Raw genomic sequence first — 21,421 nt, 5'->3', positions numbered from 1 at the left:
CCTTTCGCGGGTGAACCCGCTCCCACAGGCATTCCACCGAACCTGTGGGAGCGGGTTCACCCGCGAAAGGGCCGGCACAGGTCAAGAAGATCTATCTGACCGACGCTGCCATTGCCCGGTCACACGCCAGCAACGAGCGGATCAGCAGCTTGATCTCGTCCTTGAGCATGGGCACGTGGTCCGGGTGAGCGAACCGGCAATCGGCAATTTCATGCAGCGCCTTGGGATGCGGGGCGCCGGCGAACTCCGCTTCGAACACATAATGCATGCGCTCTGCCGCTTCATGGCGCATCAACAAGGTCAGCGATTCTGCCTGCAACCCGGTTTCCTCAAGCAATTCACGCTCCGCTGCCTGTATTGGCGTCTCGCCGGGCTCTATCTTGCCGCCGGGCAGGGTCCAGGCGGCGTTGGGCTTTCTCACCCACAGCCATTTATGGGTTTGTTTGCCATGCCGACAGATGATCGTTGCGCGATGCTTGACTGGTTTCATTCAGGCTCCCGGGCGAATCCCTCATTCCATGTAGATTCGGCCCCCGGCGGCAATGAACGTTGCGTTGAAAGCGACCAACGGTCAGTAGGGCACCGAGCCGCTTAGCGCCTCGATGGCCTCCACCAGCTCGTCATAGCCCACCGGCTTGCTCAGGTGCCGGTCGAAGCCCGACTGGCGCGACTTGTACTGGTCGGCACTGGCGCCATAACCGGTCAGGGCGATGGCCGGGGTATGGCGCAGGTGCACGTAGCCACGCAGGGCCTTGATCAACGCATGGCCGTCCATCACCGGCATGCCGATGTCGGACAGGATGATGTCGTATTCCTCACCCGCAGCGGCGTCCAGGGCCTCACGTGGCTTGCTGAAGGCATTGACAGTGGCGCTCTCCATTTCCAGCAGCTCCTGCATTACCGCCAGCACTTCTACGGAGTCGTCCACCAGCAACACGCGAATTCCATTAAGGCGGCCCTCGCTCAGTGGCTCCGAGCCTTGCTCACGCTGCGGGAGTTGCGTATCGCAAAGTGGCAGGGTGACCTCAAAGGTGCAGCCCAGGCCAAGCCCCGGTGACTTGGCGCGTACGGTACCGCCATGCGCCTCGACCAGTTGCCGTACCAGCGACAGGCCGATGCCCAGGCCCTCGCGGCTGTGGCTGGCCTGTTGCGGCGTAGCCTGGCTGAACAGGTCGAAGATGTGCTCGAGGCTGTCGTGGCTCAGGCCTACGCCATGGTCGATCACCTGCAGCCGCGCGTGGTCTTCGTCGTGGCTCAGCACCAGGCGTATCTCATTGCCCGCTGGGCTGAACTTCAGCGCGTTGTTGAGCAGGTTCCAGATGATCTGCTCCAGACGGGTAACGTCACCTTCGATCATCACCGGCAGGGTGTCGGCGGGCAGCTCCAGGCGAACCGGGCAGGGGCGTTGCTCGCTCACCACCACATCGTGGATGCCCTGCAGGAGGGCGAGCAGATCCACAGGTCCGGTCTTGAGCTTAAGCTTGCCGGTCCGAATGCGCGCCACATCCAGCAGGTCGTCGATGATCCGCGCCTGGCTGGTTACCGCGTCGCAGATGGTACCCACGGCTTTGCTCGCTGCACTGATGTTCCGCAGCGACGGCAGGCGGCGCAGGATTTCGGCATTGAGCTGTATCAGGTTGAGCGGGTGCTTGAGTTCATGGGACATGACGGCGAAGAACTCGTCCTTCATGTGGCTGGTACTCTGCGTCTCGGCCAGCTGCTTGCTCAGGCGCTCTTCGCCCAGGCGCACGCGCTCTTCGGCGGCATGGCTGCTACTGATGTCGATGAAGGTCAGCACCGTGCCGTCGATTTTCTGTTCGCTGGAGCGGTAGGGCAGCAGGCGCGCCAGGTACCAGTGATCGCCCTGGCCGCCGATTTCACGCTCGATGATGGCCTCGCCCTGAGCCACGGCGCGGGCATCGTCGGCAAGAGCCGGGTAATCCAGGCGGTGGGTGATGTCGAGCAGGGAACGGCCGGTATCGACCGGCAGCATGTTGAACAGGTCGGTGGCGCGCGGCGTGAACCAACGGATATGCAAGTTGCGGTCGACGAACACCGTGGCGATCTCGGTGCAGGCGATCAGGTTGCTGAGGTAGTCGTTGACCTTGTCGGTTTCCTCGACCTTGTTCTTCAGCTCGTAGTTGACCGTGAGCAACTCCTCGTTGATCGACTGCAGCTCTTCCTTGCTGGTTTCCAGCTCTTCGCTGGCCGACCGCAACTCCTCGTTGATGGCCTGCATCTCTTCGTTGGAAGCCGTCAGTTCCTCGCTGGAGACCTCTGACTGCTCGATGGTTTCCTGCAGTTGCAGGCGGGTACGCTGCAGTTCGCGCTCGAGGTTGTGCAAGACCATGCTGTCGGTCTGGCGGATGACACCAGGCATCGGCAGGGACGGATCAGGCGCGCGCTCCTCGAATACCACCAGCAGGCAATCGCTACCGCTGAGGTCGTCTCTGTACGGCTGCACGGTGATTTCCACCTGCAGCTTGCCCATGGTTTCCGCCAGGTCGACAGGGCGCGAGGTGACCGCCTCGGTCCCCTGGCGCGCCTGGAACAAGGTGCTGCGCAGGGCCAGGCGCAGGGGCGGCAGCACCAGGTTGAGCAAGCTGCGGCTCGGTTCGCCACCGGCCACTTGCAGGAAACGCCCCACGCCTTCGCTCATGTGCAGGATATTGCCATCGATATCGACGATCAGGCTGGGCGGCATGCGACGCGCCAGGGCGCGGTAGTGCAGGTCGGCGAACGATGGCTTGCGCCCCGGCTTGGCCTTGGCCAGCGCTTCCTGGGGCCTGCCGGCGGCAGAAGTGCCGGGCAGCTGACGGCCGGAACGGCGGCCGGTATTGCTGGCATCGAGTGCGCGGAAAATGCGATTGCGCTTGTCCACCGGGGCGAACAGTTCATTGGCCACGTCGGCCGACTCCGACGAACCGAGGAACAGGTAGCCACCCGGGCGCAGGGCAAAGTGGAACATCTGCAGGATGTCACGCTGCACCTCGCGGTCCAGGTAGATCAGCAGGTTACGGCAGACAATCAGGTCGATCTGCGAGAACGGTGGGTCCGACAGCAGGTTGTGCCGGGCGAACAGCACCTTTTCGCGAACCTCTTTGCGCACCCGGTAATGCTGGTCTTCCTTGACGAAGAACTGGCGCAGCCGGCTGGGCGGCACGTCGGTGACGATCGCCTCGGGGTATGAGCCACTGCGGGCGATGCCGATGGCGCGTTCGTCCAGGTCGGTGGCGAAAACCTGCACCTTGTGTGAGCGCTGCTCCAGTGCCAGCTGCTCGCAAACCAGCATGGCCAGGCTGTACGCCTCTTCGCCGGTGGAGCAGCCGGCCGACCACACGCGTATCTCGTCCGCGCCCTCGGCCGGGTCGCGTTCGCAGACCAGCTGCGGCAGCACATGGCGCTCCAGGGCTTCGAAGGCTTCGCGGTCGCGGAAGAAATTGGTCACGCCAATCAGCATGTCGGCCAGCAACGCCCGGGATTCCGCTGGGTGCTGTTCCAGGTAATGCAGGTAGGCCGCCAGGTCTGCCTGGCCGGTCACATGCAGGCGGCGCTCGATGCGTCGCAGTACCGTGGCGCGCTTGTAGTGCTGGAAGTCGTGGCCGGTATTGCTGCGCAACTGCAGCAGGATCTCTTCGAGCATCGGCTCGCTGGCCTGGGCATCGCCGACACGGGTGCCCAAGGCCGGAGGCAGGGTGTCGTCCTCGATTTCCGGGAGCCGGACCTGGCGGGCATTGCGCCACAGCTCCAGCAGCTTCTGCGGCATTTCTGCCGCCGGCAGCACCAGGTCGACCATGCCGGTCTCGATGGCGGCACGGGGCATGCTGTCGTACTGGGCGTCGTCCGGTGTCTGCGCCAGGGTCACACCGCCTTGCTCCTTGATCCGCGACAGGCCCACGGCGCCATCGGCACCGGTACCGGACAACACCACGCAGAAGGCGTGGTCCTTGTGCACGTCAGCCAGGTCACGGAAAAACAGGTCGATGGCCACGTGGTCGCCACGGCGCCGGTTGGCCGGGGTCACCCGCAGGTAGCCGTCGTTGGTGGACAGGCGATTGGCCGGTGAAATCACGTAGATATGGTTACGCTCGATCGGCACCGGCTCGGTCACCTGGCGCACCGGCATTTGCGTGGTGTCCTGGATGATGCGGTCGGCGACGCTCTGGTGGTCGGGGGACAGGTGCAGGACCACGACGAAGGCCATGCCGCAATCGCTGGGCATTTGCCGGAACAGCGTACAGATCGCCTCCAGGCCGCCTGCCGATGCACCGATGCCCACCACCGGGAAATCCAGGTGGCTGGTGCTGAGTGCCGGGTTTTGGGGCGAGGCAGGTTGCTTGGGGGACGACTTCATGGACGGAGCCTTGTGCAGACCGGAACGTTCAGCCCTCAGCAGCATCATCGGGCGTGTGTGTGGCGGGATTATAGGCCGTCGCCATGCTATTGAGACCTCTGCTTGCGAAGGAAAGTGCGACCCGCCTGCATCCGCCGCCCGAACCTTTTGCCGACACACGTTTGGTGCCGTTGGTCAGTTGCTGGCAAAACCATTGAGCAAAGTCTGTGATCGGCGGCTCGGAACCAAGGCATGGCAAACATCCATGCGAGCAGCCAATCCATCGCAAGGAGATACCACATGGCGCAGGATCAAGAGCGAACCAGCCAGCGCGGCGGCACCAAGGAAACCAACCCTGGCAATTTTGCCAATGACCGGGAACGGGCCTCCCGCGCGGGGCATAAGGGTGGGCAGGCTTCTGGCGGCAACTTCGCCAACGACCGCCAACGGGCATCGGAGGCCGGTCGCAAGGGCGGCCAGAACAGCCACGGCGGGGGCCGCCAACAGTGAGTTGAATGCTTCTGGGCACCCGGTACCCGCAGTGCCGGGTGCCGGCCACCTCCTGTGTACCGAGGCTGCAATGGCCTTTGGTACCTGTTGCTCGACATTTTTTTGAATCTTCTGGCCGTACCCCGATCAATCAGGGTGTCATCCATGGAGAAGAGGAGGCCCCTGCGATGCCTGGCCCACAGCTGTACATCATCGATTACCAACTGCATGGCAAGCCGCGCAGTTTCATCATCCGTCTGGAGACGCTGGACAACGCCGAGGCCTGGCATTGGGCAAGTTGTGATGCGGGCATCGGCATCATTCCGAAGTTCGGGCGCGAAAAAATCAGGAAAGTCAGCAGGCCGATGGCCGAGCGCTACGGGATTACCGCGGTGAGCTGGCGGGTATCCGGCGGCAAGCCGAACCAGTCTGCGGCGACAATGTGATTCCCCGACTGCACAATCCGTGCGGGAACAAATATCCTGCTCAAATTCTAAAAGTTGGCACGATCCTCTGTGGGAGCGGCTTTAGCCGCGAACACCGGCGCAGCCGGTGCCATGCACCGCGTTGGATTCTTCGCGGCTAAAGCCGCTCCCACAGGGTACGAGGATCGCTTGCGAATTCAGTTATCTGTGCGAAAGCGCGACCCAAAGGGCTGGGCAATCTCCCACAGGGGATCGCGCAGACCGTCTGCATGACGGTCAGGCACCGGACTCGGGGTCGCTGGCCGGTACGCCCGGGCGGTTTTCTTCGTCTTCAGTCACATTGGGGTCGGCATCCGGGTCATCTGCCCGGTCATTGCGCCGGTCCGGCTCGAGCTCCGGCCAGTCATCCTGTGCGCTGCCGCCACCCATCGCAGTAAACTCTTTCATCTCGCAACCCTCGCTCTCGATGAAAAAAAGGCCCGCGATCAGGCGGGCCCAATACAGGAGTGAGAGGCGAAGCCATTGACCACCCCTCATTGAATGAGAGCGGCAACAGCCAGGGGCGGTCGGTTGGATATCCACCGCCCCTGACCAACGGCACTGTCAGGGCTGTTTCAGCACCAGGGTGAGAATGTCGTAGCTGGCGACCAGCTCGCCCAGCTGGTTGGTCACCTCCACATCCCACGCCACCACGCCCTGGGGCTGGCCCAGCGGGCTGGTCTTGCCCTGGTCGATCTTGCGCTTGCAGGTCAGGCGCGCCTGGATGGTGTCGCCGATGCCGACCGGGTTGATGAAACGCAGGGTATCCAGGCCGTAGTTGGCCAGTACCGGGCCTGCACCCGGGGAGACGAACAGCCCGGCCGCTGCCGACAACACGAAATAGCCGTGGGCGATGCGCTTGCCGAACTGCGATTCCTTGGCGGCGATCTCGTCGAAGTGCATGTAGAAATGGTCACCCGACAGGCAACCGAAGTTGACCAGGTCGGCTTCGGTCACGGTGCGCCGGTGGGTGAGCAGCGACTCGCCGATGCGCAACTGCTCGAAATAGCGGCGGAACGGGTGTACTTCGGTTTCGATCACTTCGCCACCGCGCACGTATTCGCCGGTTACCGCCGTCAGCATGCTCGGCGAACCCTGTACTGCGGCACGCTGCAGGTAATGCTTGACGGCACGCAGGCCACCCAGCTCTTCACCACCACCAGCGCGGCCCGGGCCGCCGTGCTTAAGTTGCGGCAATGGCGAGCCATGCCCGGAGGATTCCTTGGCCGCTTCGCTGTCGAGTACCAGCAGGCGGCCGTGCCAGGCGGCAGCCACTGGAATGGCCTTGGCTGCCACGCTGCGGTCGGCGGTAACCAGGGTCGCCACCAGGCTGCCTTTGCCCCGCGCGGCCAGCGCCAGGGCTTCATCGAGGTCGTCATAGGCCATCAGCGTGCTGACCGGGCCGAACGCTTCGATATCGTGGGCACCGCCTTCGGCATGCGGGTCACGGGCCTGCAGCAAGGTCGGAGCAAAGAACGCGCCCTCGGCCACGCCCTCGCCACGCGGCGCAAAGCCATCGCTGGCACCGAACAGCTGGTCGCAGCTCTGCAGCAGGCTGCGCACTCGCTCGGCCACATCGTGCTGCTGGTCGTGGGAGGCCAGGGCGCCCATGCGCACGCCTTCCAGCGACGGGTCACCGACAACCACCTTGGCCAGCCGCTCGCGCAGGCGCGTGGCAACCGCGTCGATGTGCCTGGCCGGTACGATGGCGCGGCGGATGGCGGTGCATTTCTGGCCGGCCTTGGTGGTCATTTCGCGGACCACCTCCTTGATATACAGGTCGAACTCTTCGCTGTCCGGGGTCACGTCCGGGCCGAGGATGGCGCAGTTGAGCGAATCGGCTTCGGCGGTGAACGGCACCGAGTTGCGCACCAGGTTCGGCGTGACGCGCAACTTGGCGGCGGTGTCGGCGGAACCGGTGAAGGTCACCACGTCCTGGCCTTGCAGGCGGTCGAGCAGGTCGCCGGTGCTGCCGATCACCAGCTGCAGGCTGCCTTCGGGCAATAGCCCGGATGCATTCATCAGCCGCACCACGGCCTCGGTCAGGTAGCTGGTCGAGGTCGCCGGCTTGACGATGCACGGCATGCCGGCCAGGAAGGTCGGGGCGAACTTCTCCAGCATGCCCCAGATGGGGAAGTTGAAGGCGTTGATGTGCACCGCCACGCCGGCGCGCGGCACCAGGATGTGGCTGCCGGCGAAATGGCCTTGCTTGCCCAGCGGGATGGCCGGGCCTTCGTGCACCAGATTGCCCGACGGCAGTTCACGGCTGCCGATGCCCGCATAGGAGAACAGCGTGGCGTTGCCGCCTTCGATGTCGATCCAGCTGTCGGCACGGGTGGCACCGCTGTGGTGGGACAGGGCGTAGAGCTGCTCCTTGCGCTCGGCCAGGTACAGGGCCAGTGCCTTCAGGCGGGCAGCGCGTTGCTGGAAGTCCATGGCCATCAGCGTGGCCAGGCCACGGGCGCGGGCAAAGTCCACGGCTTCGGCGAAGTCCGGGCGCTCTTCGTGGCTGTAGGCCAGGACGTGGCCATCCAGGGCGCTACGCAGGGCCTGGGCGCCGTGCTGGCCAAGCCAGCGGCCGGCGATGAAGCTTTGCAGGGTAGGGGCGGCAGACATGCTGTTCTCCAATGTAGAGGGGGGCGCTGTTACCACAGCGCCACGGTGTAGCCGATGATCAGGCGGTTTTCGTCCACGGCGTTGGTCAGGCCATTGCCGGAACGGAAGGTGACGTTGCGCCAGCGCAGGCTGACGTCCTTGAACGGGCCGCTCTGGATGACATAGGTGATGTCGGTGTCGCGCTCACGCTCACGGCCGTTGCTGACAGTGGCGGTTTCGGCGTGGCGGCCATCGGTGTAGCGGGTCATGAAGCTCAGGCCGGGGATACCCATGGCGACGAAGTCGTAGTCGTAGCGCACCTGCCACGAGTCCAGCCCGGCGCGGGTGAAGGTGTTGTAGGTGACCAGGTTGACGGTGAACGGGTCGCCGCCGTTCACGAACGGGAAGGCACTGTCGCCGGACATCTGCTGCCAGGCGGCGGTGAACTTGTGGGCCCGTACGCCAAGGGTGAACATGGCGTTGAAGTTGCGGTTGTCGATGTTGCCGGCACGCTCGGCGCCGTCGTTGCGGCTGTCGAAGTAGCGCAGGTCGGTGCGCAGGCTCAGGCCTTCGCCCAGCGGGCGAGTATCGATCAGGCCGACGAACTGCTGGCGGTAGATGTCTTCGAGCTTGGCGTAGTAGTAACTGACGCTGGTTTGCGGGGTGATGGCGTAGCTGCCGCCGCCGAAGTCCAGGTGGTCGCTGCTGGCGGCGCCGTAGCCGATGTCGTCGCGGCCCGAGGAATCACGCAGGTTGGCCTTGGTCAGGCGGCCGGCGTTGAAGGTCAGGCCGGCCAGGTCCTGGCTGGTGAGCAGGCCACCCTGGAAGGTGGAGGCCAGCAGGCGGGTGTCGTTGTACACCACCACCGGCAGGATCGGTTGCAAGGTCCCCAGGCGCAGGGTGCTCTTGGCCACCCGCACCTTGCCGGTCAGGCCCAGTTCGCTGTAGTCGTCGACCGGTTCATGGCTGTTCGGGCCGAAAGGCAGCAGGCCGGTATTGCGCCGGTCGCGGCTGGAGTCGAGCTTGATGCCCAGTTGGCCCATGGCGTCGACACCAAAGCCGACCGGGCCTTCGGTGAAGCCCGACTCCAGCTTGGCGGTAAAGCCCTGGCCCCATTCCTCGGCCTTGGCCTGCGGTGCATTGCTTTGGCGGAAGTCGCGGTTGAGGTAATGGTTGCGCAGCTCCAACCGAGCGTGGCTGTCGCCGATGAAGTCTGCCATCGCCGGCATCGGCAAGGCGAGGGTCGCCAGCCAGGCGGCCGAAATGAAGTGCGTGCGGTTCATTGTTGTTGTTTTACCCGACATGGTTGTTCTTCCCTGAGAGTCAGTGCTTGCTGGCGCCGGCGGCGCCGATTCCGGTCATGGAACGGATGAACTGGGCCAGGTAGCGGCCACGTTCCTGGTTGGCGCGTTCGGAGCTGTCAGTGACCGAGAACACCCAGGCGCCGAGGAAGGCCAGGCTCATGGAGAACAGTGCCGGGTTGCTGTAGGGGAACAGCGCCGCTTCGTGATGCAGCACGTTGACCCACACCGCCGGGCCCAGTACCACCAGCAGCACCGCCGAAACCAGGCCGGCCATGCTGCCGCACACTGCGCCGCGGGTGGTCAGGCCTTTCCAGAACATCGAAAGCAGCAGCACCGGGAAGTTGACCGAGGCGGCCACGGCCAGCACCAGCCCCGAGAGGAAGGCGATGTTCTGCGACTCGAACATCAGCCCGAGGATGACCGCCAGCAGGCCGATCAGCAGCGTGGCGATACGCGACACGCGCATTTCCTCCTGCTCGCTAGCCTTGCCCTGGCGCACCACGCAGGCATACAGGTCGTGGGAAACCGCCGATGCACCGGACAGCGCCAGGCCCGCGACCACTGCCAGGATGGTGGCGAAGGCCACGGCGGAGATGAAGCCGAGGAACAGATTGCCACCTACGGCCTGGGCAAGGTGCACGGCGACCATGTTGCCGCCGCCGATAATGGCGCCGGTGGCATCACGGTAGGACGGTTCGGTGCCGACCATGACGATCGCACCAAAGCCGATGACGATCAGCAGCAGGTAGAAGTAACCGATGAACCCGGTGGCATAGAACACGCTCTTGCGCGCTTCCTTGGCATCGCTGACGGTGAAGAAGCGCATCAGGATATGCGGCAGGCCGGCAGTACCGAACATCATGCCCAGGCCCAGGGAAATGGCATCCACCGGGTTGGACAGCAGGCCGCCCGGGGCCATGATCGCCTGGCCCTTGGCATGCACGGCCACGGCGCTGGCGAACATCGCTTCGGTGCTGAAGCCGAAATGCTTGAGCACCATGAAGGCCATGAAGCTGGTACCCGACAGCAGCATCACCGCCTTGATGATCTGCACCCAGGTGGTGGCGAGCATGCCGCCGAAGGTGACGTAGGCGACCATCAGCACACCGACCAGCATCACCGCGTACAGGTAGCTGATGCCGAACAGCAGTTCGATCAGCTTGCCGGCACCGACCATCTGTGCCACCAGGTACATCAGCGCCACCACCAGGGTGCCGAAGGCCGAGGTCAGGCGCACCGGGGTTTGCGCCAGGCGGTAGCTGACCACGTCGGCGAAGGTGTACTTGCCCAGGTTGCGCAGGCGCTCGGCGATCAGGAACAGGATGATCGGCCAGCCGGCCAGTACGCCCAGGGCATACAGCAGGCCGTCATAGCCGTTCATGAACATCATTGCCGAAATGCCCAGGAACGAGGCGGCGCTGATCATGTCGCCGGCGATCGCCAAGCCGTTCTGCATGCCGGTCAGGCCCCCGCCGGCGGTGTAGAAATCGCTGGCCGAGCGCGTGCGCATGGCAGCCCAGCGGGTGACCAGCAGGGTGAAGCAGACGAACACCATGAACATCGAGATGGCAGTCCAGTTCATTGTGCGCACTCCTGCTTGACCTTGTCGTTGAGCGGGTCGAGCACGTTGTTGGCGCGGTGCACGTAGATGCCGGTCAAGGCGAAGGACAGCAGTACCATCAGCACCCCCACCAGCATGCCAACGGTGGTCACGCCACCGCTGAGGGACTGGCCGAGGGTGCTGGGGGAAAACGCCACCAGCAGGACGAAGCCGTAGTAGATCACCAGCATGGCCAGGGTCAGGCTGCCGTTGAGGCGGCGTTTGCGCTGCACCAGGTGCTGGAAGTCGGGGTGGTTGGCGATGCTTTCGATGCGTTCGGGTGTCATGGGTTGCGATCTCTGGGTGTTGTAATTGTTTTGTTGAGGTCACGCGGGTGTTGCGGTGTTGCTGATGGCCTCTTCGCGGGTGAACCCGCTCCCACAGGTAGGGCGCTGCTCTCAGGTCTTGTGCAGTCCCTGTGGGAGCGGGTTCACCCGCGAAGCAGGCGACGCGGTCTCAGAGCTGGTCGAAATCGAGCACCACCTTGTCGCTCACCGGGTAGGTCTGGCACGACAGCACATACCCGGCCGCCACTTCGTAGTCCTCCAGGGCATGGTTGCTGTCCATCTCCACCTCGCCCTCGATTACCCGGCACTTGCAGGTCGAGCACACGCCGGCCTTGCACGAGTACGGCAGTTCGGCGCCGATTGCATTGCCGGCGTCCAGCACGTTCTGGGTATTGCGTGGCAGGTCGAAGGTAAGCGCGCGGCCGTCGCTGATCACGGTGATGTGACTGAGCGCCGAATCCACCTGGCGCGCCGCCTCGCGGGCCTCCCGGCGGGCTTCGCTGCCGGCTGCGGCGAACAGCTCGAAATGGATACGGTCCTTGGCCAGGCCATTGGCCTGCAGGCTGTCGCGCACCGTCTCGGTCATCGCCTGTGGGCCGCAGATGAATGCAGCGTCCAGGTTGGCAACGTCCATCCAGCGCGAGAACAACTGGCCGCACTTGTCGGCATCGATGCGGCCGTTGTACAGGTCGACATCCTGCTGCTCGCGGCTGAACACGAAAATCAGGTTCAGGCGGTCGAGGTAACGGTTCTTCAGGTCTTCCAGCTTGTCGCGGAACAGTGCGCCAGAGCTGGAGCGGTTGCCGTACAGCAGGGTGAAGCGGCTGTGCGGCTCGCTGGCCAAGGTAGTGGCGATGATCGACAGGATCGGCGTGATGCCGCTGCCGGCAGCCACGCCCAGGTAGTTGCCCTGGCGGGCCGGTTCCAGTGGCACGAAGAAGCTGCCCGACGGCGGCATCACTTCCAGTTGCTGGCCTGCCTTGAGCACGTCGTTGGCAAATGACGAGAAGCGCCCGCCTGGCACGCGTTTTACCGCCACACGCAGTTCGCCATCCTGCACGGCGCTGCAGATGGAATAGGAACGGCGGACTTCTTCGTTATCCAGGTGGGTGCGCATGACCAGATACTGGCCCTGGGTGAAACGGAACTGCGCCTGCAGGTGCTCGGGCACGTCGAAGGCAATCGACACCGCATCGCGGGTCTCGTTGCGCACTTGCTTGATGGTCAGGCTGTGAAACTGGCTCATGGCGTTCTCCACGGCTCAAATGCATTTGAAATAGTCGAACGGCTCCAGGCACTCGCGGCAGCGGTAAAGCGCCTTGCAAGCCGTGGAACCGAACTGGCTGAGCAATTCGGTATGGGCGCTGCCGCACTGCGGGCAGCACACCTGCGGCGCTTCGCCGAGCAGGCTGCGTTTGCTGGCGCTGCCCTGTGGCGGGGCGATGCCATAGGCGCGCAGGCGCTCGCGGCCCAGTTCGCTGATCCAGTCGGTGCTCCAGGCCGGGGTCAGCCGGCGCTCGAGCAGCGGCGCGGGGAAGCCGGCCTGCTCCAGCGCCTGGCGGATATCCCCTTCGATCACCTCGGTGGCAGGGCAGCCGGAGTAGGTCGGTGTGACGACCAGGTGCAGGTGCCCGGCGCGCCAGTCGAGGTCGCGCACGATGCCCAGGTCGACCACGCTGACCACGGGCACTTCCGGGTCCATGACCTGGGCCAGTACCGCCCAGGCCCGGGCCAGGTCATCGCCGCGTGGCGCGCGGGCGCCACGGTCGCCGGCAATCAGCTCACCAGGTTGCATCGGGGTACGCCCTTGGCAGGAACTGCATCTCGGCCAGCAGCAGGCCCAGGTGCTCGGTGTGCAGGCCTTTGCGGCCGTCCAGGTAGAAGTGGCTGGCGGCCTTGGGCAACGGCAATTCGACCGAAGCGAAGGTCTCGCCAACCTGCTTGAGCCAGGCCGCGCCGACGGCAGCGGGGTCGGCGGCGATACCCGCTTGCGCCAGGTGCACTTCATGGTCGCTACCGGCGGCCAGTTCGACGGTGAAGCGCCACAGTGCCGGGATGGCCGCGAGCATGCGTTGGCGGCTTTCTTCGGTGCCACCGCCCAGGCGTTGCACCCACTCGCTGGAGCGGCGCAGGTGGTAGGTGACTTCCTTCAGGGCCTTGGCGGCGATACCGGCGATACGCTCGTCGTTCGAGCCGACCAGCCCCTGAAGCACGGCGAAATGCCAGGCGTCATAGAAGAACTGCTTGGTCATGGTCACGGCGAAATCGCCGTTGGGCTGCTCGACCAGCAACAGGTTGCGATAGGCGCGCTCGTCACGGCGGAAGGCCAGGGCGTCGGCGTCACGGCCATCATCGAGCAGCTCGGCGGCGTACTCCAGCCAGTTGCGCGCCTGGCCTACCAGGTCGAGGCCGACGTTCATCAGGGCCAGTTCTTCTTCGATGGCCGGGGCGCGGCCACACCATTCGCAGAGGCGCTGGCCCTGCACCAGGGCACTGTCGCCGAGCAGCAGCAGGTAGGGGACAAGGGTTTCGTTGTGCATGGCCAACCTCACATGTGTCCGACTTCGTCGGGCAGTTCGTAGAAGCTGGCATGGCGGTAGACCTTGTCGTCCGCAGGGGCGAACAGCGGGTCTTTCTCGTCCGGGGAAGAGGCGGTGATCAGTGCCGAGGGCACCACCCACAGGCTGACGCCTTCGCTGCGGCGGGTGTACAGCTCGCGGGCGTTTTCGATGGCCATGGCGGCATCGGCGGCGTGCACGCTGCCGACATGCTTGTGGTTAAGGCCGTGCTTGCTGCGCACGAACACTTCGTAGAGGGTCCAGACAGACATTTTCGATCTCCGCATCAATCGCCGCTCAGGCGGCGTTCTTGTTCTGTTGCTTGCGCGCGTAGGCCACGGCGGCCTCGCGTACCCAGGCGCCGTCCTCGATGGCCTTGCGCCGGGTGGCGACACGTTCCTGGTTGCACGGGCCATTGCCCTTGATCACTTCGTAGAACTCGTCCCACTGGATTTCGCCGAAGTCGTAGTGACCGCGCTCGGCGTTCCACTTCAGTTCGGGGTCGGGGGCGGTGCAGCCGAGCAGTTCGAGCTGCGGCACGGTCTGGTCGATGAAGCGCTGGCGCAGTTCATCGTTGGTCTGGCGCTTGATCTTCCAGGCCATGGACTGGGCGCTGTTGGGGGAATGCTCGTCGCTGGGGCCGAACATCATCAGTGCCGGCCACCACAGGCGGTTGATCGCATCCTGGACCATGTCCCGCTGGGCCTGGGTGCCGTGGCGCATCATGGTCAGGAGGATTTCGTAGCCCTGGCGCTGGTGGAAGCTCTCTTCCTTGCAGATGCGGATCATCGCGCGTGAATAGGGGCCGTAGGAGGTGCGCTGCAGCACCACCTGGTTGACGATGGCGGCGCCGTCCACCAGCCAGCCCACTGCGCCCATGTCGGCCCAGCTGAGGGTGGGGTAGTTGAAGATGCTCGAGTACTTGGCCTTGCCGCTGTGCAGCTTGGCGATTTCTTCGTCACGGTCGGCGCCCAGGGTTTCCATGGCGCTGTACAGGTACAGGCCGTGGCCGGCTTCGTCCTGGATCTTGGCCATCAGCTGCAGCTTGCGCTTGAGGCTGGGGGCACGGGTGACCCAGTTGCCTTCGGGCAGCATGCCGACGATTTCCGAGTGGGCGTGCTGGGAGATCTGCCGGATCAGGGTCTGGCGGTAGGCCTCGGGCATCCAGTTCTTGGCTTCGATCTTGATTTCGGCGTCGATCTTTTCCTGGAAGTTGCGCTCCTCGGGCGACATCTCTTCCAGCGACTTGACGCGCTTGACTCCGGTTTCCACTAGCTGTGCGTACATGTGTTCCGACTCCTGCTAAGGCATGAGTCATTTGTAAGCGATACAAAACATAACGTCAAACAGTTTTATGTGTATCGAATAAGATTTGTGTATCACATTGGCGGCCCTTTCGCGGGTAAACCCGCTCCCACAGGTCATGTGCAGCCCCCAGGCATCATGCAATTCCTGTGGGAGCGGGTTTACCCGCGAAGAGGCCAGCCAAAAAAAAGCCCCGGACGATGCCGGGGCCGAAAAGGCAGCCGAATGAATCAGCTGGCCAACCGTTTGTCGTACACGTGGCAGGCCTTGCCCTCGGAACGCTTGAGCGTGCCGCAGGGCTGCAGGCGCACCTGGGTGCTGATGCCGATATAGGTCTTGATCTGCTTGGTCAGCTCCCCGGTCAACAGCTTGCGCTGGCCTTCATCGAGGTGCTGACACTCCGCACGCAGTTCCACATGCACCTCGACGCTATCCAGGTTGCCATTGCGATACAGATGAATCTCATAAAGCTCGGAAAGCTGTTTTATTTTTAGCACCTGCTCCTCGATCTGGGTCGGGAACACGTTGACCCCGCGAATGATCAGCATGTCATCGCTGCGGCCGGTGATCTTGCCGATCCGCCGCATTGGCCTGGCGGTACCGGGCAGCAGGCGAGTGAGGTCGCGGGTGCGGTAGCGCACCATGGGCAACGCTTCCTTGCTCAGTGAGGTGAACACCAGTTCGCCCAGTTGGCCGTCCGGCAGCACCGCACCGGTGACCGGGTCGATGATCTCGGGGTAGAAATGGTCCTCCCAGATGGTCGGGCCATCCTTGGTTTCGAGGCACTCCATCGCCACTCCAGGCCCCATGATTTCCGACAGGCCATAAATGTCGAGGGCATCGATGCCCAGCCGTTGCTCGATAGAGCGGCGCAGCTCGTCGGTCCACGGCTCTGCGCCGAATATGCCCAGGCGCAGCTTGAGGTCTTGCGGGTCGATGCCCTGGCGCTCGATCTCGTCGGCCAGGTTGAGCATGTAGGAGGGGGTGACCATGATGATGTCGGGCTGGAAGTCGCGAATCAGCTGCACCTGCTTCTCGGTCTGGCCACCGGACATGGGGATCACCGTGCAGCCCAGACGCTCGGCACCGTAATGCGCGCCAAGCCCGCCGGTGAACAGGCCGTAGCCGTAGGAGACATGCACCTTGTCCCCCTTGCGCCCACCCGCGGCGCGGATCGAGCGGGCGACCACATTGGCCCAGGTGTCGATGTCGTTCTGGGTGTAGCCCACCACCGTCGGCTTGCCGGTGGTGCCACTGGAGGCGTGCAGGCGCACCACCTCTTGCTGGGGCACGGCGAACATGCCGTAGGGGTAGTTGTCGCGCAGGTCGTTCTTGCCGGTGAAGGGGAACTTCGCCAGGTCTTCCAGGCACTTGAGGTCGTCGGGGTGGGCACCGCACTCGGCAAAGCGCTGGCGGTACAGCGGTACGTTGTCGTAGGCGTGCTTCAGGCTCCAGCGCAGGCGCTCCAGCTGGTGCTGGCGCAGGGCGTCGACACTGGCGGTTTCCATCGGGTCCAGCAGGGCACGATCGGCATCATGGTACATGTTCATGGCTTCACTCGAATTGTTCTTGTACGCCGCGCGGTACCGGTTGCAGGCCGCGTGGTGAGTGTCATGGAAGCAGCATATACGGCTGCGTTCGGTTCGGTAACAAGCCGATGGTCTGAGCTGCTCAGAGGCGTTCGATGACCATCGCGATGCCTTGGCCAACGCCGATGCACATGGTGCACAGGGCGTAGCGTCCGGCGGTTTCTTCCAGCTCGTGCAACGCGGTGGTGACCAGGCGTGCACCGCTCATGCCCAATGGGTGGCCAAGGGCGATGGCACCGCCGTTGCGGTTGACCCGCGCGTCGTCGTCGGCCAGGCCGAGCTCGCGCAGTACCGCAAGGCCCTGGGCGGCAAAAGCCTCGTTGAGTTCGATGACGTCCATGTCGGCCAGCGACAGCCCGACAAGCTCCAGCACCTTGCGGGTAGCTGGTACCGGGCCGATGCCCATCAGCCGTGGTTCGACCCCGGCCACCGCCATGCCGACGATGCGGCCGCGAGCCTTCAGGCCATGACGGCGGGCGGCGGCGCTGCTGGCGAGCAGCAGGGCGCAGGCACCATCGTTGACCCCGGAGGCATTGCCGGCGGTGACGCTGCCGCCGTCGCGGAACGGGGTACCCAGCCTGGCCAGTTGCTCCAGGGTGGTGTCGCCGCGGGGATGTTCGTCGTGCTCGACCACTTTGGCCGGCCCTTTGCGCTGCGGGATCTCGACCGGCACGATTTCCCGTGCCAGGCGCCCGCGTGCCTGGGCGGCAGCGGCCTTGTGCTGGCTACGCAGGGCAAAGGCGTCCTGGTCGGCGCGGGAAATACCAAACTGCTGCGCAACGTTCTCGGCCGTTTCCGGCATCGAGTCGGTGCCGAAGGCCGCCTTCATCAGCGGGTTGACGAAACGCCAGCCGATGGTGGTGTCGAACAGTTCGGCCGCACGGCCGAACGCCTGCTCCGACTTGCCCATGACGAACGGCGCGCGTGACATCGACTCCACGCCGCCGGCCAGCATCAGCCCGGCTTCGCCGCAGCGCAGGGCGCGGGCTGCATTGCCGATGGCATCCAGGCCGGAGCCACACAGGCGGTTGATGGTGGTGCCCGGCACTTCGATCGGCAACCCGGCCAGCAAGCTGGCCATGTGCGCGACGTTGCGGTTGTCCTCGCCAGCCTGGTTGGCACAGCCGAGGATGACGTCGTCGATGGCTTTCCAGTCCAGTTCGGGGTGGCGCTGGATCAGGGCCTTGAGCGGGATAGCGGCCAGGTCATCGGCGCGCACGCCGCTCAAGGCGCCGGCATAACGGCCGATGGGGGTGCGCACGGCGTCGATGATCAAGGCATCGGCTTGAGTGTGTTCAGTCATCTTGCGTCTCCTGCGCCAGCACGGTGCCGCGCACTTTGTAGGATTTGCCATGGAACATCGCCACCAGCTCACCGCGCTGGTTCTCGATGCGGACGTGGTACAGGCCGGTGCGGCCCTTGCGGCTGACCTCGCTGGCGCAGGCGGTAAGCACGTCATCGCGCAGCGCCGGGGCCAGGTAGTCGATGCTGCAGCCCAGGGCGACGGTGGCCTGGTCGTGGCTGTTGCAGGCGAAGGCAAATGCCGAGTCGGCCAGGGCGAACAGGAAGCCGCCATGGCAGGTGCCATGCCCCTGGATCATGTCGGCGCGTACCGGCATGCGCAGGCATGCCTGGCCCGGGCCGGCTTCCAGCAGGCGGATGCCCAGGCCCTGGGTGGCCTGGTCGCGGGCGTACATGGCCTCGGCACAGGCTTGTGCCAGTTCGACTTCAGTCATGCAGGGTGCCTCCTTTGGCTTCGCAGCGGCGTAACAGCAGGGAAGGGCGGTAGCGGCTCTCGCCGTAGCTGCGCTGCAGGTTGTCGAGCACGCGCAGGGTGTGGGGGATGCCGAGGTTCGCGGCCCAGGCCAGCGGGCCGCAGGGGTAGTTGACGCCGGCGCGCATGGCCAGGTCGATGTCGGCGGCGCTGCCGACACCTTGCAGCACGGCATCGGCGGCCTCGTTGGCGAGCATCGCCACGGTACGCAGCACCACCAGGCCGGGCAGGTCGGCGACCGCCGTTACCTTCAGGCCGGCACGCCGCAGCAAGGCCACCGCCTGGTCGCGAGCGTTGTCGCTGGTGTCGGCCGACCAGCTGATGGCGAGGCGGGTGGCGGTGGTGTAGTCCAAGGCAAGGTCGAGCAGCACCAGGTTGCGCAGGCCGTCTTCCCGGGCGCGCTGGCTGGCCAGGCGGCCATCGGACAGCGCCAGGGTGGCATCGCCCACCTGGATCAGGCCGCTGCCGGCGCGCTGGGTCACGGCGACGCCGCTTTGGCGCAGGCGTTCGACCAGCGGCTGCATCACCCCCAGGTCGCCTTCGACGACGCAGGCATCGACTATGGCGGGGCTATGCAGTTCGGCTGGCTGCGGGCGTTCGGCGCCTTCGGCATAGCTATAGAAGCCTTGGCCGGTCTTGCGCCCGAGGCGGCCCGCGTCCACCAGTTCTTTTTGCACCAGCGAAGGCTGGAAGCGGAAGTCGCCATAGAACGCATCGAAGACCGAACAGGTAACGGCGTAATTGACATCGTGGCCGATCAGGTCGGTGAGTTCGAACGCGCCCATGCGGAAGCCACCGGCATCACGCAGCAGCGCATCGAGGCTGGCGCAATCGGCTGCGCCTTCCTGCAGCAGGCGCAGGCTTTCGGCGTAGAACGGCCGCGCCACACGGTTGACGATGAAGCCCGGCGTGGAGCGCGTGTGCACCGGCTGCTTGCCCCAGGCCTGGGCGGTGGCATGAATGCACGCGGCAACAGCCGGGGCGGTGGCCAGGCCCGAGACCACTTCGACCAGGGCCATCAGCGGCGCCGGGTTGAAGAAGTGCATGCCAACCACCTGGTGCGGGCGTTGCAGCCCGGCGGCGAGGCTGGTGATGGACAGCGACGAAGTGTTGCTGGCGAGGATGCAGTCGGTGGCGCACAAGGCTTCCAGCTGGCTGAACAGCGCCTGCTTGACCTGCAGGTTCTCGACGATGGCCTCGATCACCAGATGAGCATCGGCCAGGGCTTCGAGGGCGTCTACCGGGCACAGCCGGGCGCTTATGGCTTCCCGTTCGGTAGCCTGCATCTTGCCTTTTTCCACCAGGCGGGCAAGTTGCCGGTCTATGCCGGCCACCGTCTGGGCGGCAGCGCCCGGGCGGTTGTCGTAGAGCTTTACCGGGTGGCCGGCCTGGGCCGCAACCTGGGCGATGCCTGCGCCCATGGCGCCTGCACCGATCACCGCCACCTGGGCATTGCTTGCGAGTGCGCTCATGATCAACGCCCCTTGAATGCCGGCGTGCGCTTGTTCATGAAGGCACTCACGCCTTCGCGATAGTCCTCGCTGCGCCCGGCTAGGCGCTGCAGGTCGCGCTCCAGCTCCAGCTGCTCATCGAAACCGTTGTCGAAGCTGGCGTTCAGGCTGCGCTTGATCAGGGCCAGGCCGTAAGTGGGCTGGGTGGCGAGCTGGCGGGCGAGGGTGAGGGCTTCGTCACGCAGCGCGGCATCGTCCACCACGCGGTGGATCAGCCCCCATTGCTGAGCCTGTTCGGCGCCCAGGCGCTCGCCCAGCATGGCCAGAGCCTTGGCCCGTGCCATGCCGACCAGGCGCGGCAGCAGCCAGGTGCCGCCGGAGTCGGGTACCAGGCCGATCTTGCAGAAGGCCTGGATGAAGCTGGCCGAGCGGGCCGCCAGCACCAGGTCGCAGGCCAGCGGGATGTTGGCACCGGCGCCGGCTGCCACGCCGTTCACTGCACAGACCACCGGCAGCGGCAGGTCGCGCAGGGTGCGCACCAGCGGGTTGTAGAACTTGTCGATCGATTCGCCCAGGTCCGGCATCTCGGCGCCCGGGGCGACGTTGCGGTCGGACAGGTCCTGGCCGGCGCAGAAACCCCGGCCTTCGGCAGTCAGCAACAACACCCGGGCTTCGCTGCTCTGGCGTACTTGCTTGAGCGCCTCGCGCACTTCCAGGTGCATGGCGGTATTGAAGCTGTTCAGCTGCTCGGGGCGATTCAACGAGAGGAGGGCGACGCCGTCCTCGATGGAAAACAGGATGTGCTGGAAAGTCATGACAGACTCGCTCCGTCAGTCGAGGGAAAGATGATCAGCGGCCCTGGAAGCGGGCCTGGCGTTTTTCCTGGAAGGCACGGATACCTTCGTCGCGGTCGGCGGTGCCGGCCAGCAAGGTGAAGGCATGGCGTTCGAAGCGCAGGCCGCTGGCCAGGTCGGTATCGCCGGCCTTGAGCAACGCTTCCTTGGCCAGGCGCACTGCCAGCGGGGCCTTGGCGGCGATGCCGCGGGCGATGTGCAGGGCGCGTTCTACGGTGAGTTCCGGCTGGGTGATTTCGCTGACCAGCCCGGCCTGCAATGCATGAGGGGCGGTGATGGCTTCACCGGTCAGCACCATTTGCATGGCCAGCGGCTTGCCTACTGCCCGCAGCAGGCGTTGGGTGCCACCGGCACCGGGGATGATGCCGAGGTTGATTTCCGGCTGGCCGAAACGGGCGTCGCTGCCGGCGATGACGATGTCGGCACACATCACCAGTTCGCAGCCGCCACCCAGGGCGTAGCCGTTGACGGCGGCGATCAGTGGCTTGGCGAAGGCGGCGATGCTTTGCCAGTGGGCCACCCGGGGGTCGTTGAGGATGCCGACCAGGTCGCGCTCGGCCATCTCGCGGATATCGGCGCCTGCGGCGAATGCCTTGCGGCTGCCGGTGATGACCACCGCGCGGGTCTGTTCGTCTTGCCCGGCCGCTTCCAGCGCTGCGGCCAGCTCTGCCAGTAGCTCGGTGCACAGGGCGTTGAGCGCCTCGGGCCGTTGCAGGGTAATGAGCTGGACGCCCTGTTCAGGCGCCTGCACATCGAGATATCGCGGCATGTCGGGTTCCTCTGGCTGCACGCACGGCACATCGTGGGGCCGGCATTTC

The 21,421-nt window shown here is 65.0% G+C and carries 19 protein-coding genes and 1 pseudogene; 2 read left to right on the top strand and 18 right to left on the bottom strand.

Annotated elements, in window-relative coordinates; translation table 11 throughout:
- Positions 1-91 precede the first annotated feature (91 nt).
- Positions 92-490 carry an NUDIX hydrolase gene (locus tag QN085_RS12910; protein ID WP_031324466.1) on the bottom strand — a complete coding sequence of 133 codons (399 nt, stop codon included), beginning with the start codon at positions 488-490 and terminating at the stop codon, positions 92-94.
- Between the two features lie 81 nt (positions 491-571).
- Positions 572-4,354 carry a CheR family methyltransferase gene (locus tag QN085_RS12905; protein ID WP_023661128.1) on the bottom strand — a complete coding sequence of 1,261 codons (3,783 nt, stop codon included), beginning with the start codon at positions 4,352-4,354 and terminating at the stop codon, positions 572-574.
- 279 nt (positions 4,355-4,633) lie between these two features.
- Here QN085_RS12905 and QN085_RS12900 point away from each other — a divergent pair, with 279 nt between their 5' ends.
- Both QN085_RS12900 and QN085_RS12895 read left to right on the top strand, forming a co-directional pair.
- Positions 4,634-4,843, top strand: a complete 210-nt coding sequence (locus QN085_RS12900; RefSeq protein WP_003259459.1) for a con-10 family general stress protein — start codon at positions 4,634-4,636, stop codon at positions 4,841-4,843.
- Positions 4,844-5,010: 167 nt separating this feature from the next.
- Positions 5,011-5,268, top strand: coding sequence for a DUF6555 family protein (locus QN085_RS12895; protein ID WP_013972621.1), 258 nt, complete (start codon positions 5,011-5,013; stop codon positions 5,266-5,268).
- 255 nt (positions 5,269-5,523) lie between these two features.
- On the opposite strand, the gene QN085_RS12890 is transcribed toward QN085_RS12895, so the two are convergent.
- The 16 genes and pseudogenes from QN085_RS12890 to paaF form a co-directional block, all read right to left on the bottom strand.
- A complete protein-coding gene (locus QN085_RS12890) occupies positions 5,524-5,694 on the bottom strand; it encodes a hypothetical protein (RefSeq protein ID WP_156155236.1) in 171 nt (56 codons plus the stop codon).
- Positions 5,695-5,850: 156 nt separating this feature from the next.
- A complete protein-coding gene (paaZ, locus tag QN085_RS12885; protein ID WP_023661130.1) occupies positions 5,851-7,902 on the bottom strand; it encodes a phenylacetic acid degradation bifunctional protein PaaZ in 2,052 nt (683 codons plus the stop codon).
- A gap of 29 nt (positions 7,903-7,931) precedes the next feature.
- Entirely contained in the window at positions 7,932-9,164 is a 1,233-nt protein-coding gene (locus QN085_RS12880; protein WP_031324467.1) for an OprD family porin, read from the bottom strand.
- Positions 9,165-9,204: 40 nt separating this feature from the next.
- Positions 9,205-10,773 (bottom strand): annotated as a pseudogene (locus QN085_RS12875) (cation acetate symporter); the annotation flags it as partial.
- Positions 10,764-11,072, bottom strand: a complete 309-nt coding sequence (locus QN085_RS12870) for a DUF485 domain-containing protein (RefSeq protein ID WP_004376242.1) — start codon at positions 11,070-11,072, stop codon at positions 10,764-10,766. The pseudogene QN085_RS12875 and the gene QN085_RS12870, both read right to left, overlap by 10 nt.
- A 169-nt stretch (positions 11,073-11,241) precedes the next feature.
- Positions 11,242-12,318 carry a 1,2-phenylacetyl-CoA epoxidase subunit PaaE gene (gene paaE, locus QN085_RS12865; RefSeq protein ID WP_024087129.1) on the bottom strand — a complete coding sequence of 359 codons (1,077 nt, stop codon included), beginning with the start codon at positions 12,316-12,318 and terminating at the stop codon, positions 11,242-11,244.
- Positions 12,319-12,333: 15 nt separating this feature from the next.
- Complete coding sequence (paaD, locus tag QN085_RS12860; protein ID WP_024087128.1) at positions 12,334-12,867, bottom strand: 1,2-phenylacetyl-CoA epoxidase subunit PaaD; 534 nt, start codon at positions 12,865-12,867, stop codon at positions 12,334-12,336.
- Positions 12,854-13,612 (bottom strand): 1,2-phenylacetyl-CoA epoxidase subunit PaaC, encoded by a 759-nt coding sequence (gene paaC, locus QN085_RS12855; RefSeq protein ID WP_024087127.1) that lies wholly within the window; start codon positions 13,610-13,612, stop codon positions 12,854-12,856. The genes paaD and paaC overlap by 14 nt, the downstream gene beginning before the upstream one ends.
- Before the next feature lie 8 nt (positions 13,613-13,620).
- Positions 13,621-13,902, bottom strand: coding sequence for a 1,2-phenylacetyl-CoA epoxidase subunit PaaB (paaB, locus tag QN085_RS12850; protein WP_013972614.1), 282 nt, complete (start codon positions 13,900-13,902; stop codon positions 13,621-13,623).
- 25 nt (positions 13,903-13,927) lie between these two features.
- A complete protein-coding gene (gene paaA / locus QN085_RS12845; protein ID WP_015270325.1) occupies positions 13,928-14,917 on the bottom strand; it encodes a 1,2-phenylacetyl-CoA epoxidase subunit PaaA in 990 nt (329 codons plus the stop codon).
- A gap of 248 nt (positions 14,918-15,165) precedes the next feature.
- Entirely contained in the window at positions 15,166-16,485 is a 1,320-nt protein-coding gene (gene paaK / locus QN085_RS12840; RefSeq protein ID WP_013972612.1) for a phenylacetate--CoA ligase PaaK, read from the bottom strand.
- Between the two features lie 121 nt (positions 16,486-16,606).
- Positions 16,607-17,827, bottom strand: coding sequence for a 3-oxoadipyl-CoA thiolase (pcaF, locus tag QN085_RS12835; protein ID WP_013972611.1), 1,221 nt, complete (start codon positions 17,825-17,827; stop codon positions 16,607-16,609).
- Positions 17,820-18,260, bottom strand: a complete 441-nt coding sequence (paaI, locus tag QN085_RS12830) for a hydroxyphenylacetyl-CoA thioesterase PaaI (protein ID WP_023663508.1) — start codon at positions 18,258-18,260, stop codon at positions 17,820-17,822. The genes pcaF and paaI overlap by 8 nt, the downstream gene beginning before the upstream one ends.
- Positions 18,253-19,770, bottom strand: coding sequence for a 3-hydroxyacyl-CoA dehydrogenase PaaH (paaH, locus tag QN085_RS12825; protein WP_024087125.1), 1,518 nt, complete (start codon positions 19,768-19,770; stop codon positions 18,253-18,255). Before paaH ends, paaI begins: the two co-directional genes overlap by 8 nt.
- Positions 19,771-19,772: 2 nt before the next feature.
- The gene (gene paaG / locus QN085_RS12820) at positions 19,773-20,564 is read right to left on the bottom strand and encodes a 2-(1,2-epoxy-1,2-dihydrophenyl)acetyl-CoA isomerase PaaG (protein ID WP_013972608.1); all 792 of its coding nucleotides are present in this window, start codon (positions 20,562-20,564) and stop codon (positions 19,773-19,775) included.
- A gap of 34 nt (positions 20,565-20,598) precedes the next feature.
- Positions 20,599-21,372, bottom strand: coding sequence for a 2,3-dehydroadipyl-CoA hydratase PaaF (gene paaF / locus QN085_RS12815; protein ID WP_023663238.1), 774 nt, complete (start codon positions 21,370-21,372; stop codon positions 20,599-20,601).
- Between the last annotated feature and the right edge of the window lie 49 nt (positions 21,373-21,421).

This window comes from Pseudomonas sp. M2(2023) (genome assembly GCF_030263955.1).
Lineage (GTDB): Bacteria > Pseudomonadota > Gammaproteobacteria > Pseudomonadales > Pseudomonadaceae > Aquipseudomonas > Aquipseudomonas asiatica.
This window is presented reverse-complemented; position numbering and strand designations above follow the sequence as displayed.